Annotated in this window: 15 protein-coding genes; 10 read left to right on the plus strand and 5 right to left on the minus strand. The window is 49.6% G+C overall.

Going from position 1 to position 17,763, the window contains the following annotated elements:
- Positions 1-16 precede the first annotated feature (16 nt).
- The 4 genes from HYX48_07410 to radC are packed head-to-tail and all read left to right on the plus strand — an operon-like array spanning position 17 to position 3,774.
- Positions 17-982, plus strand: a complete 966-nt coding sequence (locus tag HYX48_07410; protein MBI2743725.1) for an FAD-binding oxidoreductase — start codon at positions 17-19, stop codon at positions 980-982.
- Entirely contained in the window at positions 979-1,755 is a 777-nt protein-coding gene (locus HYX48_07415; protein ID MBI2743726.1) for an MBL fold metallo-hydrolase, read from the plus strand. Before HYX48_07410 ends, HYX48_07415 begins: the two co-directional genes overlap by 4 nt.
- Before the next feature lie 8 nt (positions 1,756-1,763).
- A complete protein-coding gene (gene hflX / locus HYX48_07420; protein MBI2743727.1) occupies positions 1,764-3,068 on the plus strand; it encodes a GTPase HflX in 1,305 nt (434 codons plus the stop codon).
- A 4-nt stretch (positions 3,069-3,072) separates the two neighbouring features.
- Positions 3,073-3,774 carry a DNA repair protein RadC gene (gene radC / locus HYX48_07425; GenBank protein ID MBI2743728.1) on the plus strand — a complete coding sequence of 234 codons (702 nt, stop codon included), beginning with the start codon at positions 3,073-3,075 and terminating at the stop codon, positions 3,772-3,774.
- Here the strand turns inward: radC and HYX48_07430 are convergent.
- Together HYX48_07430 and HYX48_07435 are read right to left on the minus strand one after the other, a co-directional pair.
- On the minus strand, positions 3,760-5,067 hold the full coding sequence (locus tag HYX48_07430; GenBank protein ID MBI2743729.1) for a hypothetical protein: 1,308 nt from the start codon (positions 5,065-5,067) through the stop codon (positions 3,760-3,762). The two genes, radC and HYX48_07430, sit on opposite strands and share 15 nt — an antisense overlap.
- Before the next feature lie 77 nt (positions 5,068-5,144).
- The gene (locus tag HYX48_07435; GenBank protein MBI2743730.1) at positions 5,145-5,744 is read right to left on the minus strand and encodes an NAAT family transporter; all 600 of its coding nucleotides are present in this window, start codon (positions 5,742-5,744) and stop codon (positions 5,145-5,147) included.
- Positions 5,745-5,872: 128 nt separating this feature from the next.
- Here HYX48_07435 and mtaB point away from each other — a divergent pair, with 128 nt between their 5' ends.
- The 3 genes from mtaB (at position 5,873) to HYX48_07450 (ending at position 8,947) form a co-directional block, all read left to right on the plus strand.
- Entirely contained in the window at positions 5,873-7,147 is a 1,275-nt protein-coding gene (gene mtaB / locus HYX48_07440) for a tRNA (N(6)-L-threonylcarbamoyladenosine(37)-C(2))-methylthiotransferase MtaB (protein ID MBI2743731.1), read from the plus strand.
- Positions 7,140-8,228 (plus strand): hypothetical protein, encoded by a 1,089-nt coding sequence (locus tag HYX48_07445; GenBank protein MBI2743732.1) that lies wholly within the window; start codon positions 7,140-7,142, stop codon positions 8,226-8,228. Before mtaB ends, HYX48_07445 begins: the two co-directional genes overlap by 8 nt.
- 422 nt (positions 8,229-8,650) lie before the next feature.
- Positions 8,651-8,947, plus strand: coding sequence for a hypothetical protein (locus HYX48_07450; protein MBI2743733.1), 297 nt, complete (start codon positions 8,651-8,653; stop codon positions 8,945-8,947).
- 267 nt (positions 8,948-9,214) lie between these two features.
- On the opposite strand, the gene HYX48_07455 is transcribed toward HYX48_07450, so the two are convergent.
- Together HYX48_07455 and HYX48_07460 are read right to left on the minus strand one after the other, a co-directional pair.
- On the minus strand, positions 9,215-9,862 hold the full coding sequence (locus tag HYX48_07455; protein MBI2743734.1) for a hypothetical protein: 648 nt from the start codon (positions 9,860-9,862) through the stop codon (positions 9,215-9,217).
- A 148-nt stretch (positions 9,863-10,010) separates the two neighbouring features.
- Positions 10,011-11,414 (minus strand): amino acid permease, encoded by a 1,404-nt coding sequence (locus HYX48_07460; protein ID MBI2743735.1) that lies wholly within the window; start codon positions 11,412-11,414, stop codon positions 10,011-10,013.
- Positions 11,415-11,524: 110 nt separating this feature from the next.
- Here HYX48_07460 and glgB point away from each other — a divergent pair, with 110 nt between their 5' ends.
- Both glgB and ligA read left to right on the plus strand, forming a co-directional pair.
- The gene (gene glgB / locus HYX48_07465; protein MBI2743736.1) at positions 11,525-13,636 is read left to right on the plus strand and encodes a 1,4-alpha-glucan branching protein GlgB; all 2,112 of its coding nucleotides are present in this window, start codon (positions 11,525-11,527) and stop codon (positions 13,634-13,636) included.
- Positions 13,629-15,623 (plus strand): NAD-dependent DNA ligase LigA, encoded by a 1,995-nt coding sequence (ligA, locus tag HYX48_07470; protein ID MBI2743737.1) that lies wholly within the window; start codon positions 13,629-13,631, stop codon positions 15,621-15,623. The genes glgB and ligA overlap by 8 nt, the downstream gene beginning before the upstream one ends.
- Here the strand turns inward: ligA and HYX48_07475 are convergent.
- Complete coding sequence (locus HYX48_07475) at positions 15,620-16,705, minus strand: hypothetical protein (GenBank protein ID MBI2743738.1); 1,086 nt, start codon at positions 16,703-16,705, stop codon at positions 15,620-15,622. The genes ligA and HYX48_07475 overlap by 4 nt on opposite strands.
- Positions 16,706-17,184: 479 nt before the next feature.
- Between HYX48_07475 and HYX48_07480 the strand changes: the two genes are divergently transcribed.
- The gene (locus HYX48_07480; GenBank protein ID MBI2743739.1) at positions 17,185-17,757 is read left to right on the plus strand and encodes a hypothetical protein; all 573 of its coding nucleotides are present in this window, start codon (positions 17,185-17,187) and stop codon (positions 17,755-17,757) included.
- Positions 17,758-17,763 lie beyond the last annotated feature (6 nt).

Raw genomic sequence — 17,763 nt, forward strand, 5'->3', positions numbered from 1 at the left:
AAAGATTTACCACTTTATGAAAATAGCCATTATAGGCGCTGGCCTTTGCGGGCTGGCAGTCGCCTCAGCACTTCTGGATAGTCAGGACGTAAAGATCGACCTCTTCGACGAGAAGGGGATCGGCGGCGGTGCGTCCGGAGTCTCTTGTGGTCTTGTGCACCCCTATCCCGGAGAAGAGGGAAAGCGGAGTCTCATGGCTATGGAGGCGCTCTCGCTCACACGCGCTCTTCTCGATCGCATTCCGGGATCGACGGTTGGTCTTGAAGGGGTCGTCCGCGTGGGACGAGATGAAGAGGAGACGCAGAGACTAAGGGTAGCTTTTTCTAGATGTGAAGATATCGAAGAGAGCAGCGGCTCCTTTCTGATTAAGAGCGGTAGAACGGTCAACATGCCGCGCTATTTAGAAGGGCTCTTTCGCATGAGTCAGGAGCGCGGGGCAGCTCTTCACGTGAAAAGAGTGGAAAATCTAGAAGAGCTAAAAGAGTATGATCAGATCGTCATTGCGGCAGGAGCAGGAATAAAGCTCTTTTCTGAGTGCGAGCCGCTAAAAGTGCAGCTGATCAAGGGGCAGCTTCTCACCTGCCACTACGACACTTCTGTTATTAATTTACAGAGAAGCCTGATTGGAAAGGGGTACATTGGCCTTGGTGAAGGGGAGGGGCGCTGCATGCTGGGTGCAACCTACGAGAGGGGCTACACCTCTTCTCTTCCCGACCTAGAAGTGGCAAAGCAGGAGATACTCACGAGAGTGGGCTCTTTTTTTCCGCAGGTCTCGCTGTTTGAGATCGACGGGTGCCGTGCGGGGATACGTGTTGCGAGAAAAGGCCACTACCTGCCCATAATCCGTAAGCTGAAGGAGCGCGTCTGGGTCTGCACAGCGATGGGTTCCAGAGGTCTTCTCTACCACGCATTTGCAGGTAAGATGCTTGCAAAGGCGATTTTAGCAGATAGTGAGAGTGAAATTTACCCACAATTTTTATGAATAATGAACTGCTTTTTTTAGGAACGGGGGCCTCTGCTGGCGTGCCGGTTATTGGCTGCCGGTGCAAGGTGTGCACCTCGACATCTGCCTGCAACAAGCGTTTAAGACCTTCGCTGCTGATCAAGGCCGAGGGCAAGACCTTTATTATCGATGTTGGTCCCGACTTCCGCGAGCAGGCCTTGAAGTATAAGATCGAGCACTTAGATGGGGTCCTGTTAACTCACTCTCACTACGACCATATCGGAGGGATCGATGATCTGCGCGCCTACTATTTTCTGCAGAAAAAACGGATGCCCTGCCTGCTTTCACAAGAGACATTCGACGAGTTGAAGGTGCGCTACTACTACATGATGAAGCCGATGAAAGATGGCCATGGGATCTCTGCTCAGCTCGATTTTTTTGTGCTTGAGAAAGAGGATGGAGAGGTCGAGTTTGAAGGTGTGAAGTGGCAGTACATGAGCTATATCCAGGCCGATATGAAGGTAACGGGATTTCGGCTAGGGAGCATGGCCTACGTTTCTGATATTCGCAAGTATGAAGAGGGGCTCTTCCACTCGCTAAAGGGAGTCGATCTACTCATCTTAAGCGCTCTACGCAGCGAGCCTACCCACATGCATTTTAGCATAGAGGAGGCGGTCGCTTTTTCTAAAAAAGTTGGGGCCAAACAGACCTGGCTGACTCACATCTCTCATGATTTAGACCATGAAGAGGTGAGCCAAAAGCTCCCACACAATGTCCGCTTAAGCTATGATGGCCTCCAAATCTCATTTTAACACAGTTTATGAAACCGAAAGAAAACAAGCCGCCCGATTCCGACCTTCCTAATTTAAAGCGCTACAGCACTGCTCTTCTTATCGCCTCTTTTAGATCGGGAAGTGTGCGCAGCGAACCCGAAGAGTATTTAGCAGAGCTCGAGAGGCTCTGTGAGACCTTTGGACTGCAGGCTTTAGATAAGATCGCCTGTCCCATCAAAAAAATCGATGCTGCAACTTTTCTCGGTTCTGGAAAGCTTGAAGAGCTGCTTCTGCGTGCAGATGAGCTTCATGCCGACGTCATCCTTTTCGACGATGAGATCAGCCCGCAGCAGCAGCGCAATCTTGAAAAGATCTTTCAAAGGCCCGTTCTCGATCGAACAGAACTTATCATCGAGGTCTTTGCGCAGCGAGCTCAAACGCGAGAGGCGCGCCTGCAGGTGGAACTTGCTAAGATCCGCTACCAGATTCCTCGGCTTAAAAGGTTGTGGACCCACTTAGAAAGACAAGTCTCGGGTGCTGGCGGTGCAACAAAGGGCCCTGGTGAGAAGCAGATCGAACTCGATCGAAGAATGCTCGATCATAGAATCGTCCGTCTTGAGAAGGAGCTCAAAGATGTCGCATCGCATAGAGAGACGCAGCGCAGTGCAAGAGTGCGCTCGGGCATTCCCACGTTTGCGATTGTCGGATATACGAATGCGGGCAAGTCGACTCTTTTGAAAGCGCTTACAAACGCCGAAGTGCTCGTAGAAGATAAGCTCTTTGCAACGCTTGATACGACGACGCGTAAGTTCACACTGCCCAACAAGCAGGAGATCCTGCTCATCGATACGGTGGGCTTCATTAGAAAAATTCCTCACACACTCGTCGCCGCTTTTAAAAGCACGCTTGAAGAGGCTGTGCACACGGATATTCTACTCCATCTCATCGACGCGAGCTCTCCTACTGCGGAAGATCAAACAGAGGCCACCTTCAAAGTGTTAAAAGAGCTGAATGCTCTAGATCACCCTGTAATCACAGTGCTTAACAAGATCGACCAGTGCAACAATCCCGTTCTCCTTCAGAAGCTGCGCATCAAATACCCCAAAACGGTCCAGATCTCGGCGCTTCATCAGGTGGGCTTCGATCAGCTCCTTGAGATCATGACACAGGAGATCTCCAACTTGCGCAAGAAGCTCAAGTTGAAGATCCCTCAGAGCCACTACGCTCTTGTGAGCGAGCTGATGAAAGAGGGGCGCGTCATTAGCAGCGAGTATGAGGAGAATGACATTCTTCTAGAGATAGAGATTCCAGCCCGCCTTGAGTACAAAGTGCAACCTTTTCGCATAGAATAGGCCCATGAATAAGCAGATGCGCGATCTAGATTTAGAGGAGAGGCCGCGTGAGAGGCTGGTGCGCCATGGCGGGCAGGCCCTCTCCCTTTCCGAACTTCTGGCCATTCTTTTAGGCACAGGCACGCGCGATAAATCCGTACTCACTCTATCTAACGAGCTAACCTTAAAATTTGGCGGACTCAGCGGCCTTCTGGACGCCTCGCTAGAGGAGCTTCAAGAGGTGAAGGGAATTGGAGAGGCGAAGGCGATTCAGCTTAAAGCCGCTTTTGCCATCGCACAAAAAGCGATCGGCATCTCTACAGCTTCAAAACCATTCATCCGCACAGCAGGCGAGGCCTTTGTTTATGCAAAAGAGGAGATCGCCATGCAGAAGCAGGAGGTGCTGCTTGTTCTTCTTCGAGATGTGAAGGGGAGGCTGATCCACCATGAGAAGGTCTCAGTGGGAACCCTCTCTGAAGTTCTCGTCCATCCAAGGGAGGTCTTCTATCCTGCGGTTAAGCATAAGGCCCACAGCCTGATTCTCGCGCACAACCACCCGAGTGGCGATCCCACGCCTTCAGAGAGCGACTATAAGCTGACTAGAGTTCTCATCCAATCTAGCCGCGTGATGGGGATCGGCCTTGACGACCATCTCATCGTCGGCCACAACACCTTCGTCTCGCTTCGAGAGAAGGGCTTTCTAGGAAACCCCTCAATCTCTTACTAGTTCTCTCTTAGACTCATCTGAAGATGGAGCTCTAATGATCTTAATAACGCTCTCGACGTGACTACTTCCCATCACAACCACCCTGACTTTATTGGAAGGGACAGGCAGCTCAGATCTACATAAAACCTGTGCAAAATGAACCTCTCGTTTCTGTCTCGTGATAAGCGCAGAAAATTTCGAGTAGTGATGCGCGTTTGTGGGGTCAAGTAGAACACTTCGCATGGCTTGACACTCGTCCTGCGTGAACTGCTTCTCATATTTATTAAGAAAAGCATGAGAGAGTTTCATGAATAGCTCTTTAACCTCTTTGAACGAGTATCTGCCTTTAAATTCTTTCGCAAGGGCTGCTTGAAACTGATCTTCCTTTTTTATCTTCAAAAGCTCGTCTTTTACAGCGTCTATTCTTCTAAAGAGACGATTCCTGGAAACGGCCTTTGGGATCTCTTGAGATAATTCTGGAAAGAGCAGGTCGAATCTTATGTAGGGTGAGATTCTTCTCAAAACACCTGCTGCGAGTGAAGAGCAGCTTCTCTTTCTTAATGTTGGGTGTAGATCCGCGGCCTCCTCCTCTCTTGCAAGCTCTTGCCATAGTTTTACAAAGAGTGGATCGAGCATTATAGAACTTAAAATTTCTTCCAGGAAACTCACCACTGATGAACGAGAGCTTGTCGCTTCCTCTACCGCCGATTTAGCTGTATTTATAACTAGTCGATTCAAGAGCCCTATTACGGGATCTTCAATGCCAAATATCCAGGCATCTTTCGCTCCTAGCATCTTTCTATTTAGCTCTTCATATGCATCTTCGCGAGCAATCGGTTCAGAGATTACGGGTAGATCTCGGCGCATGGCTAGTACAAAGAGGTTATTTCTCAACTTCACATAGCGCGGATCTTGATGAGTATCTCCAACGAAAATGCAGCGTCTTCCATTGATGACAGCAGGTATCACGCATTTCAAATCTTCTTCTGTTAAGCCAGCTGCGGCTGCGAGTTGAAAAACTTGGGAGAACTCTTTCCATCTACAATCTGCCGGCACCACAACTGCCGGTTCTAGAATTTCCTCATGGTAGTACTGGTTGAAAGCAGCTTTAACTCTCGCTTGAAGATCGGTAGTTTCAGAGAAGAGCTCAAGAACCCTGCTCTGCAAGTGAATGGGCAGATAGGAGAGGCCATCATGCGTTGGCTTTTTATAGAGCTTCACGAGCTGATCTCTCGGCGCTTCGTCCGCTGCCGCTTGGAGAACGTCGTGCAGCTTATTTTGTACTGCTCTGTAGCCTGCGGGTGATAGTGTCATAATTCTTTTTAATTAAAAATAATAGCAGTAATTATATGAATTAGCTGCTTATTTGTAATTAAATAGAAGAGGCAGAGTTAGGAAGCTGCGCTGCTGCAGGTCTTGAGCACAAACTTTATCGACCCGCTGGCGAACATCTGCACGGCAACGAGGCTGATAAGCATGCCTCCCAACCTCTCACACGCGGAGAGCCCTCTTTCGCCCAGCAGGTGTTTAATATTGGAAGAGGCGAGGACCAGCAGCAGGCAGGGGAGCCACGCCAGAATAATGGCGACGCTCATCAGCCAGACCGATCCGAAGTTTTCAGAATAGACCATTACAGTCGCAATCGAACCCGGTCCCGCCACTAAGGGGATAGCGAGGGGAACGATCAGAGGCTCTTGTCGAGGTCTCTCATGCTTCTCGTCTTTAGGGAAGATCATCCCCAGAGCGATGATAAAGAGCAGAATGCCCCCCGCGATGCCAATGATCGGCTCGGAGATGCCCAAAAGATCTAGGATCGTATTTCCGCAGAAGTTGAATAGAAGAAGGATGAAAAGGGCGATTAAGAACTCCCTTAAAATAATCTTTCTCTGGCGCTTTACGTCATACCGTCCGATGAGTCCGAGAAAGAGCGGGATGTTGCCGAGGGCATTTAAGACGAAGAAGAGCGATAGAACTACTGCAAAAAGTGACATATGAATTGGGGGGTAATTTCAATCTCATCTTATTCATGCACGCTCTTTTGTCCAAAGAAATCTTTTTACATGCGTCAAAGAGTTGAAGAGGTTGTGCAACAATGCTCGTCTTGGCATAATTTTTGGGCATGATTGATAAGAAAAGATTTAAGGTGGTCGCCCTCGGCTGCCGCACCAACCAGTATGAAGCTGCGGCCTATGTCTCCCAGCTTCAGAAGCTCGGCTATGAAGAGGCCAAGGAAGGGGAGGAGGCGGAGCTGTGCATCGTCAACACCTGCACTGTCACAGAGTCGGCAGATAGCTCTAGCCGCCACCAGATCAGGCAGCTTTCGCGCCTCCACCCCGATGCTAAGCTAGTCGTCACAGGCTGTTTAGCCGAGCGCCTGCCCCAAGAGATTGGTCAGATCCCCAACGTCGATCTGGTCGTCTCCAACAAGCAGAAAGAGTCGCTGCTCTCGCTGGCTCTTCCAGACCAGGAGCTTCCCGAGTTTGAGATCAGCCACTTTCCCGCTCACACACGCGCCTTTGTAAAAGTTCAGGATGGGTGCAACTCCTTCTGTACCTACTGCATCATCCCCTACGTCAGGGGCAGGTCGCGCTCTCGCAGGCTTGAAGATATCATGAGAGAGGTGAATGGGCTTATTCAGAATGGCTACAAAGAGGTTGTGCTCACCGGCATCAACATCGGCGATTTTGATGGCGCCCCCGCTGAGGGAGAAGAGCGCGTGCGCCTTTCAACGCTTGTAAGTTCTGTGGACGCTGTAGAGGGAATTAAGAGGGTGCGCATCTCTTCGATCGACCCCGATGAGGTCGACGACGAGCTTTTGCAAGCCGTCATCGGTGGAAAGAGGACCTGTCCCTCCATGCACGTTGTTCTGCAGTCGGGTTCAAACGTCGTCTTGAAACGCATGAATCGCAAGTACACGCGGCAAGATTTTATCCAGTGCGTAGAAAAGCTTAGGAAGGCGCGCCCAGACTTTACTTTTACAACCGACATCATCGTAGGTTTTCCTGGGGAGACAGAAAAAGACTTCGAAGAGACTCTTGAGGTGATGGAAGAGGTGAAGTTCGCAAAGGTGCATATGTTCCCTTACAGCGAGAGAGCCCGCACTAGAGCCGCCCTCTTTACGAACAAAGTTCCCCCTGATGTGATTCAAGAGCGCAAACAGAGGGTTTTAAGACTCGCTGAGAAGCATGCTTTTGAGTTGAGAGAGAATTACATTGGAAAAGAGGTGCAGGTCCTTCTGGAGAGCGACCGTGAGACCCTTCCCGGTTATCTCGAGGGGCACACAGAGAATTTTCTTCCCGTCTTCGTTCCTTCTGCCGGGCTACGAGCGAACGATCTCGTTACAGTCCGCTGCGTTCAAAACCATCCACAAGGATTAATAGGAAGCCGTGATTAAAATTGCTGCGCGTTTTCACCCCTACTCCCACCTTCCTGGCGCCTCCTGCCTTATACCCAAAAGTTTATGGCAGATACAAGCCTATCCAACCCTTCTCGAATTTAAGAGCTTGCAATCTGCTAAGACCTTTTCGCTGCAGATGGACATTCGGGGCCCTGTCAAAAATTTCACGCTTGAGCAAGATCTCGAAAGAGGCAAGGTCTACCTCTTCGGTGAGAGCGTAAAGGGGTACTTCCGTTTAAGCATCCAGAGGGTGTTTGCCGGAATTGAGATCCACTTTGAGCGCATTCCCGGAGATGTAATTACCTGCCACTCTTCCGATTCAAGGAAGGCCGAGCAGATAAAGAGAGGAACGCTGCTACTGCTTCCCCTCGACTATGAGCACCCCATCGTTCAGCTCCCACAGGAGAGACTCTCTTTAGGGACTCATAAGGCGCAGGACTGGGATCTAGTCTCTCGCAGACTCGACTTGCAAGAGATCGCCCCCGTCTGGATGCGCCTCGGACTTGCGCTCCCTGAGATTAAAGAGAGCAAGCAGACAGGAGGAACACTTCTTCTTCTCGATGAGTGCCAGAAGATACTCGCCTCGGGAAAGCGAGAAGAGATTGGAGCTTCTTTTCAGAGAGCTTTTTTAGCGGGCTTCTCAAGTGTGATGCTCCCACGCCTCCAAGATGATCTTCACCAGGGGATCCTTCCCATCGAAGAGAAGATCCCTGCAAACGTTACCCCTCTCCAGTTTTTGAAAAAGGGAGCGCTCCTAATTCGCTCTCTCTTCTTTCAAGAAGAGGGCAGCGAAATCTCCCTTCTACCCCACCTGCCTCCTGAGTTTTTTGCTGGCCGTTTCGTGGGAATCAGAAGAGCAAACGGCGACCAGATCGACTTCGAGTGGTCCAAAAAACTTCTCCACAAAGTAGTCTTCCGCTCCTCGCAAGAGCAGGAGATCACTCTCAATCTCCAAAAACCCCTGAGGCGCTTCCGCCTCCGCCACAGCGAACGCGGCCGCGGTGAGACCATCGCCGCTGGAGAGAAGATCCGCCTTCGTCCTCACGAGAAGATCTTCCTCGACCGCTTCGAAAAATAACCCTTCTTTTTTGGAGTGCGTGCGACCTGGCGCCGCTCTTCTCGAGATCGACCTGTCGATCTCTCCTAATAAAGAAAATCGACAAGTCGATTTCCGATCTCTCCTAATAAAGAAAATCGACAAGTCGATTTCAAGAAAAGCGGCGCCAGGTCGCACGCACTCCAAAAAAATCAAAAGCCTGAGCCTTTCCTAGATCTTCGTTCTCTTTGATGGAGCGTAGCGAGATCCCTGGAGTGCGGTGCTCTGCGCCGCCCTAATTTCCCCACAACGCTGATCTGCTTAGCAACGCCGGTAAAGTGATGGCGGGACAGTAGCCCAAAGATCATCCGTGCAATACTTGAACGATAGAGATATCATATGGAATGATCCTGATCTGGTTGATAATTGGGATGATATATGAGATTAAGTCAGGGAGCTTACAGATGGAAAAATTTAAAGCGGGTTTAATAAACGCTGGGTTTTTTATTGCAGGAGACTTGACGTATTCTCTCGTTGACATTGGGCACAAAAACGATAGCGTTATATATTTTGGGACAGTCCTTGTTCTTCTACTGTTCTTTGTTCTTCACAAGTTGGATGTCTTGATCGAAGGCAAATCAGGAGTAAAGAAGGCTGTCTCTCAGCAGAAAAAATATACCAACTGGATTCTTTGCCTCATTCTGGGCTCTGGCTTTGCATTCACAAGCAATGGCTCTACATTACTTAGATGGATATCTTGAACGGCCCCTCGCCGCAATCTCGCCTCTTCAGGGTCGAGTCTAGGCGGGACTCACATTCTCTTTTATCCTTAGCTGAAGAGAATCTCCCTTCTTCAGGAAGGAGTTCTTTAAATTATCTCTTAAAAACAAAGGCGGCGCAGAGCGCCGCACTCCAGGGATTTCGCTTTGCTCAATCAAAGAGGTGGACAAGCGAAAGAAAGAAAAAGAGCTCTAGTCTTTGCAGACTAGAGCTCCGTTTATTTGTCTAGCGGTCTAGTAATTCTCAAATTAATCCTTACCTACCATCAGCAACACTTGCATGGCATACTCAACGGTTACATTGAGCTTCTGAGCCAAGCTTGCTACTATTTTATCTTCACTTAATGCAAGGTGTCCTGCTGCTTCAATTTCTTGAGCCGCTTCTTGCGACGCCTTTATAAAAGCGTCTGCAGTTATACCAGGTGGAAGTCTCTCTTCCAGCTTAGAATACCCTTGATGTTGTTTGCTTTCCATGAAAGTGAGAACATCTTGGGTTGGTCTTCCCAATTCTTTGGCTACTAACGCAACTATAGCCTTTGTGTTCAGAGGAATTTGTGCAGTATTACGTCTTAATTTCTCCATCACCGTCACAAAATCTTTTTCAGTTATGCTGGTGGATGCTCCAGCTCCTGCTCCAGCAGCACTTCCCGAAGCGCTTGGAGTGCTCAGCACTCTTGATGCAGCCGTACTTGCAGCCCCGGCTCCTGCTCCAGCACCGCCTGATTTTGTCTCATAACTCGCGTCTGTGCCCTGCTGTGCAGAGATGGCGCTGGACCCGGTAGAAGAGGCCGTAGAGGATTCTGACATTATTACGTCTCCATCCTTATCTATACGTCCGAATTTCTCCATCACCGTCTGAGTTAAGCTGGTGCCTGCTGTTATTGGTTGTAATGACATTATAAAATCTCCTTGAGTTTACTAAAGTTAGGTTTCAATATTACCATTTTTGATCAATATTTTGTATTTTTTAAAAAATATTTCAGACTAATTAAATTTTTTTATTTAATCTTGGGTCCTGCAAAGAGATATTAAATGCCTGCCACGCCTATTCGGGTTTGCGGGGGTGGACCCACTTGGGGGATTTGAAGAGAAGGATGATGTAGGGTCCTAGGCAGAAGAAGACGACGCCTCCGGCGAGTGCGCTTAGGTAGAGGTAGATGTTTCCAACTTGGATCTGGTCTGGGGGGAAGAAGCCGATGACCATCGTTGCAACGGAGGTGAGGAAGCCGATGCCGCAGACGGCCCAGATGCCAAACTTCTTTCCTGGAATTGTATAAGCTCTTTTCACGTCGGGCTTTGTGTAGCGCAGCTTGATTGCAGCTGCGAACATCAGGAAGTACATCACGAGGTAGAGCTGAGCTACGATCGCGCTGATGAACCAGAATGCCGCATTCAAGGTAGGCATAAAGAGGAAGAGGAATGTAATCACCGTAACGATGATCCCCTGAAATATGAGTAGGCCTGAGGGCATGTGGTGCTTGTTCTGCTTGCGGAAGAAGGGAGGAAGGTCTCCTGTTTGCGCGGCAGTGAGAAGTCCCTTGCTAGGTCCGACAAGCCAGGTGCTAAGAGAGGCGATCGCGCCTGCTCCAATTAAGACGGCCATGATCGGAATCATCCAGGACATATCAAACGCCTTTACGAATGAGGCGAAGGCCTGGATAGAGCCTGCGAGAAGGTTGATCTCAGATTGTGGGACAACGAAGGCGATTGCAAGGACGCCAGGAATCGAAAGGCCAAGAATAATCACGATCGAGAGAAGAATCGCTTTTGGAAAGGTCTTTTGCGGGTCCTGCACCTCTTTCGCGTGCACGGCCGGCATCTCCATCCCCATCAAACTCAAAACGATCCCTGAGAAGAAGACGATCTGCTTGATGCTGCTCATGTCTGGGATCAAGTTATCCATTGTAAGCGAGATCTGAAGAGGCTTGCCCAGGAATAGCCAGAGAACACCGAGAACGATGATGAGTCCGCCAGGAATGAAGGTTCCGAGGATCGTTCCTGCGGAGCTAATCCAGCCAGAGATGCGCATGCCTTGCAAGTTCGCAATGGTCGCTGCCCAGAAGACGGCGAGAACTACAACGAGTGTATAGACCTTATTGTCTGCAAGTGCAGGGTTGAATGCATAGGCGAGAGTCCCTGAAATAAATGCGAGGATGGTGGGATACCAGACCACGTTCTGAATCCACTGAAGCCAGATCGCTAAAAATCCTACACGGTGGCCAAAGGCCTCCTTTACCCAGAGAAAGATCCCTCCATGTTCAGGCCAACCGGTTGCGAGCTCTGCTGCAACGAGCGCAGTGGGGATAAAGAAGAGGAGTGAGGCTACGACCAGAAAGAATACAGATGCGAGTCCATATTCAGCAGTGATCGGCCAGTTTTTCACGCTTCCAATTGTTGCGACGTTAATCATCGCGAGCGTAAAGAGGGAGAGGGGGCGTATTTTTGACATGAGATCTTCTCTTGTGAATTTGATCCAAGATAAACACTTCTAGCTGCATGTGTCAAATCGAATTTGGAATTAAATGCTCAACCAGCTCATAAAGAGAAAAAAAGGTTCATATGCACGATCCACACCATCTTCTTGGTTTACACCCGGTTGACGAGAAGTCGAAGGTTATTCGTCTCTTTCGACCAGAAGCCGAAAAGATTCATCTAGAGGTTTTTGGCTCCATTGTCGAGGCTAAAAAAGTAAAAGAAGAAGGGGTGTTTGAATATCAGGTACCCGCTCATACGACTCTGCACGACTACCAGGTCTACCACCACAGCGGACTTCTCGCCTACGACCCCTACGCCTTCTGGCCTACCTTCGGAGAGGTGGACGCACACCTCTTTGCCAAGGGCGTTCACTACAAGCTCTACGAGAGTCTCGGAGCTAAGATTCTCGTGCATCAGGGAGTTGCAGGAACTAGGTTCGCCGTCTGGGCGCCCTCCGCAAAAAGGGTTTCGCTCGTAGGAGATTTCAACCACTGGGATGGAAGAGTAAATCCGATGCGGTCGATGGGAGCCTGCGGCATCTGGGAGCTCTTTGTTCCGGGCGTGCAAGAGGGCGAAAAGTATAAGTTCGAGATCTGCACCCAAGAAGGGCGCGTTAAACTAAAAAGCGACCCCTTCGCCTTCATGAGCGAGCTGAGGCCCAAGACGGCTTCGATTGTCTGCGATGTGAATCGACATGAGTGGAAGGATGAGAGCTGGATGAGAGCCCGTGCAGAGAAGAAAGGGGTAGCTGCTCCTCTTAATATCTATGAGGTTCATCTCGGCTCTTGGAAGAGGAGTTCTGGCAACTTTTTAAATTACAGACAGATCGCTCACGAGCTTGCAGCTTATTGCAAAGAGATGGGGTTTTCGCATGTCGAGCTGATGCCGATTGCAGAGCATCCACTCGACGAGTCGTGGGGATACCAGGTCACCGGTTTTTTTGCTCCAACAAGCCGCTATGGAACTCCCTCCGATTTTCAATACTTCGTGGACTACATGCACCAGCAAGAAATTGGTGTGATCGTCGATTGGGTGCCGGCCCACTTTCCGTCCGATGATCACGCTCTTGCAAACTTCGATGGCACCTGCCTTTTTGAGCACGTCGATCCTAAGCAGGGATTTCACCCCCACTGGAACACCTCCATTTTTAATTATGGACGCGTCGAGGTTTCCAACTTTCTTTTAGTGAGCGCTCTCTTCTGGTTCGATAAGATGCATATCGACGGTGTGCGCGTGGATGCTGTCGCATCGATGCTCTATCTTGACTACGGAAGAAGTGAGGGAGAGTGGGTCCCGAATATCTACGGAGGCCGAGATAATCTTGAAGCGATCGAGTTCATGAAGCATCTAAACTCTATCGTTCATGAGAGGCATCCGGGAGCTCTTGTATTTGCTGAAGAGTCGACCTCTTTCGGAGGAGTCACCCATCCTGTCGAATGGGGTGGTTTAGGCTTCGATATTAAGTGGAACATGGGCTGGATGAACGATACGCTCCGCTACTTTCATAAAGACCCGATCTTTCGCCCCTACCACCACAACGAGCTCTCTTTTGGGCTCTTGTACGCCTTCTCAGAACAGTTTCTGCTCGTCCTCTCTCACGATGAGGTCGTGCATGGAAAGGGGAGCCTTCTCGCCAAGATGCCAGGAGATGACTGGCAGAAGTTTGCAAATGTCCGCCTTCTCTATAGCTACATGATCTGCCATCCGGGCAAGAAGCTCCTCTTCATGGGAGGAGAGATCGGCCAGTGGAATGAGTGGAACTGCAAAGAGGAGCTCCACTGGTTTCTCCTGCGCTACGACAGGCACAAGAGCCTGCAGCTCTGCGTCAAAGAGTTAAACCACCTCTATCATGCTAGACCCGCTCTCTGGGAGTTTGATTACGATGGAAGGGGATTCGAGTGGATCGACTTCTCAGACCGCAGGAATTCGGTGTTAAGCTACATCCGTAAAGGGACGAGCTCCTACCTCGTCTGCGTCCACAACTTCTCACCCAACTACTTTCCCGAGTATCTCGTACGCCTCCAAAATGTAAAAGAGGTGCAGGAGATCTTCAATACCGATAGAGAAGAATATGGGGGATCGGGCAAAATAAACGCCCATGTGGCAATCGTAAAAGATGAGGCGGGAGCTCCAAAAGCTCTTACTATCCAGCTCGCTCCGCTTGCTACGATGATCTTCGAGGTTAGGTTTGTCTAAGAATCACTACCTGAAGCTGATCGAAGAGATCAGCCATCACGACCGTCTCTATTATGTAGAGGCTCGCCCCGTCATTACCGACCAGGAGTATGACAGGCTTTTTCGCGAGCTCCAAGAGATAGAAAAAGAGCATCCCGAGTGGGTGATGCCCTCCTCTCCCACACAGCGAATTAGCCCAGCCCTCACCAAGGGCTTTAAACAGGTAGAGCATACAATTCCGATGCTCTCGCTTGCCAATAGCTACTCGAAAGATGAGATCGCAGACTTTATCAAAAGAGTGCACAAACTGCTCGAGGGCAGGCACGTCAACTTCTGCAGCGAGCTTAAGATGGATGGCGTTGCAGTCACTGTCCGTTACGAGAATGGGAAGCTTGTGCGCGCGCTCACAAGAGGAGATGGATGGAAAGGCGATGAGATCACGGCCAACATGAAGACGATCCGCTCTGTGCCGCTGGAACTCAAAGGGCGAAACATTCCAGAAGTACTTGAAGTGCGCGGCGAGGTCTTCATGCCGCATAAGGTCTTCGAAAAATTGAATGAGAGCAAGAAAGATGCAGGAGAAGAGCTCTGGGCGAATCCGCGCAACGCTGCAGCGGGATCTCTTAAACTTCTCGACTCTCAAGGGGTCTCCCACCGCAGGCTCTCTGCCGTATTTTATGCCGTTGCTGAAGACTCCTCTAATGCTATCGACCAGCAGATCAAGTCTCACGCTTACATGGAGGAGTTCGGTCTTCCCGTCTTCTCAAAAGATGAGATCAAGCTCTGCAAAGATATAGAAGAGATTGTGGCGTTTGCAGAGAAGATCGAGAAGAAGCGCAGAGCGCTTCCATTCGATATCGATGGCATCGTCATCAAAGTTAACGAGCTTCGCTTGCACGACCTGCTCGGGACTACGGGTAAGTCTCCACGGTTTGCAATCGCCTACAAGTTCGCTGCAGAGCAGGCTGAGACCCGCATCCGCGATATCACCGTCCAGGTGGGTAGAACCGGAGTTCTCACACCTGTAGCCGAGCTCGAGCCGGTCTCGCTTGCAGGTAGCACGATCGCGCGCGCCACTCTGCACAATCAGGAAGAGGTCGAGCGCAAAGATATTCGCATCGGCGACACCGTCATTATCGAGAAGGGCGGAGATGTGATTCCGAAGGTGGTTGAAGTCGTGATGAAAAAGAGGCCTGCTCATTCGCACGCATGGAAGATGCCAAAAGAGTGCCCCTCCTGCGGAACAAAGGTGATTCACATTGAGGGAGAGGTCGCCTTCCGCTGTCCCAACAAGTTCTGCGGAGAGCAGCGCGTCCGGCGCGTTGCGCATTTTGTGAGCAAGGATGCGATGGATATCGACCACATGGGAGAGAGAGTCGTAGAGCAGCTTGTGGAGCAGGAACTCATTTCAACCTTCTCCGATATCTACGACTTAACTGAAACCGACCTCGCTCAGCTGGAGGGATTCAAAGAGAAGTCGATCCAGAATCTTCTAACGAGCATCGAGAAGTCGAAGAAAGTGAGCCTTCCCCGCTTTATCTTTGCGCTTGGAATTAAACACATCGGCATCGAAACAGCTGAACTTCTCGCCTCGTTTGCCGGCTCGATCGAAGCTCTTGAGAAGGTAACCGAAGAGGAGCTCCTCTCGCTTGGAGGAATAGGCGAGAAGACGGCAAAAGAGATCGTCTCCTACTTTCAAGAAAAAGCCCATCTTCACGAGATCGAAGCGCTCCTCAAAAGAGGCGTTACGCCTCAACAGATCAACGTCTCCAAGCACAAGGGCCACGCCTTCTATGGAAAGACCTTTGTTCTCACGGGCAGTCTTCAGGAGTTTACAAGATCGCAGGCCTCTGCCCTGATCAAAGAGAGAGGAGGAAAGGTCTCCGGTTCTGTTACCAAGACCACAGACTTCGTCTTAGCAGGCGAAGAGGCTGGCTCCAAGCTCGACAAAGCCAGAGAGCTCGGCATCCGCCTCCTCACCGAACACGACTTCAAAAACCTGCTTTAGAACCAGCTCATGAGCCATGTGAAGAGGTCGCTCACCATTCTGCAAAACACCGACCAGATGTCTGTAGGTTCCGCAGCAGCAGGCTGAGCAACCTCTTCCTCCGGAGCTTCATCTACTACCACCGCGGCAGCAGCAGCGGCGGCTGCCGGAGCAGCGGGAATAGCAGGTGCTGGAGGCGGAAGCGCTGCTAGTTGAGCCGCTCGAAACGGGGCGTCTACTTCAGCGTCATGCCGAACGAGCAGCGCCTTCGCCCGCTTCCAATTCTCCAGACGTTGTCCGTATGTGCCTCTAATATTGTTACGCCCATACTCCAGCGGGGTAAGACGGTCAACATTACAAAATCTCGAGAGGCCTAATTGATGAGTCCGATCCATATCGAGAACAAAAGCGACAAAGGGAATAGAAATATACAGATCCTTTGGGCCAGCGGCACAATGAAGAATAGTTCCTTTACGACCATCGGCTCGCGCTGCGTCGGTTGCGTAGTTTAGTAGGACTTGAGGCCTGTGAAAAAAGAAAACCCGAAGGACTTTTAAATAGCAGCCCGAGTCGACAAGCTCTCGGAAACATCTAGCACCTCGAAGCTCTTCTTGGATGGGGGCTATGATCTCTACAAGTCTTTTAAAAAAATCTTCTCTTCGCTGCTTAAGTTCTTGATAAGAAAATTTTCCGAGGAGAGAAATATTATTAAGCGGATAGAGCCGCTCTGTAAGAGCATGCGCTTCGTCTAAGCGCGTTACGTGAGCAGGTGTCACAAATTGATCGAGATACTTATTATACTTCGCTAGCCGCTTTGATAGAGGCATAGAACCAAAGTCTACAAAGGAGAGGATTTGACTTTGAACATCTTGTGGGGTTTTGGAGATAAGGATTCCGCTGCGCGCATCCTTCACTGCATCCCGAGTTCTCCATGTTGTGCAGACTTGTGCAACTTTCAGCATAGAGTGGTGATCTAAAAAGAGGGAGACTCTATCAAATAGGTAGACCTCTTTTGCCTTATCTGACTTCTCGCTCAGTGGACGAACCCACGTCAAAGCAGAAGAGAGCCCTCCAGAAACAGCATTCAAAGCTCGAGTCGTCATAATAACACCTAATTATAAATATTAGTGCTTTAAATTTTAATCGATCCGTAACTATAAAACAATATAAACAAAAATTCAATGCAGTGGAATTCGCGCAATATAATAATTTTTATTTTAACAAAGTCCGATCGTAGATGATAATTTTTAGGGATTCTTTTTTGGAGTGCGGCGACCTGGCGCCGCTTTTCTCGATATCGACCTGTCGATATCTCCTTAAAGAAACATCGCCAAGTCGATGTTAAGAAAAGCGGCGCCAGGTCGCCGCACTCCAAAAAAGAAAAACAGTTATCTCGAAGGAGGCCCCGAGAGAAAGCGAAGCTTTCCCCTGGCCTACCCGACATGTCTATTCTGCTTACACATATCGAATAGTAATAAAATATGGCTATTGAGCAGATAACCAATAAGTTAAGGGCTTGCGTTTTTTAGGGGGGTGTTTTACGGTGAGCTCGCACAACTATAGGCCCAATAAAGGAGGCTTTATGCAGAAACCAATCTTAAGATGCGCTTTATTAGCAGGTGTCGTGGTGTTTTTATGGGGAACAATCTCTTGGATGATTCTTCCTTGGCACCACATGACAATGGACAAGTTTAACAATGAGAAGAGAGTCGCAGAGGTGATTCAAGAGAACACTCCAGTCAGCGGCGTTTATATCCTCCCTTCATTCAAGCACAACGTGGCGATGAATAAAGAAGAGATGAAAGATAACATGATGATGGGCAAAGAGATGATGAAAACTGGCCCAGTTGTGTTTGCTGTTGTACAGAAAAATGGAATGAAGATGGGCGGCGCTGCTGCTATGATCTTCACTCTAATCGTTCAGATCGTGCTCGCTTACCTGATCACCTGGTTGTTCACAATGACTAAGGCGATGAGCTACAGAAGACAGGTCGCTTTCATCACAATGGTCGCGCTTGTTGCTGCAATCATGATCTACGTGCCAGATATGATCTGGGGCGGAACCACACTCGGATTCACAGTCGTAGCAATGCTGGATGTGATTATCGGCTGGTTCTTCGGTGGCCTTGTGATCGCGAAACTCTGCAAGAAGTAGTCTCTA

It is taken from the genome of Chlamydiales bacterium (assembly GCA_016185065.1).
Taxonomy (GTDB): Bacteria; Chlamydiota; Chlamydiia; order Chlamydiales; family Rhabdochlamydiaceae.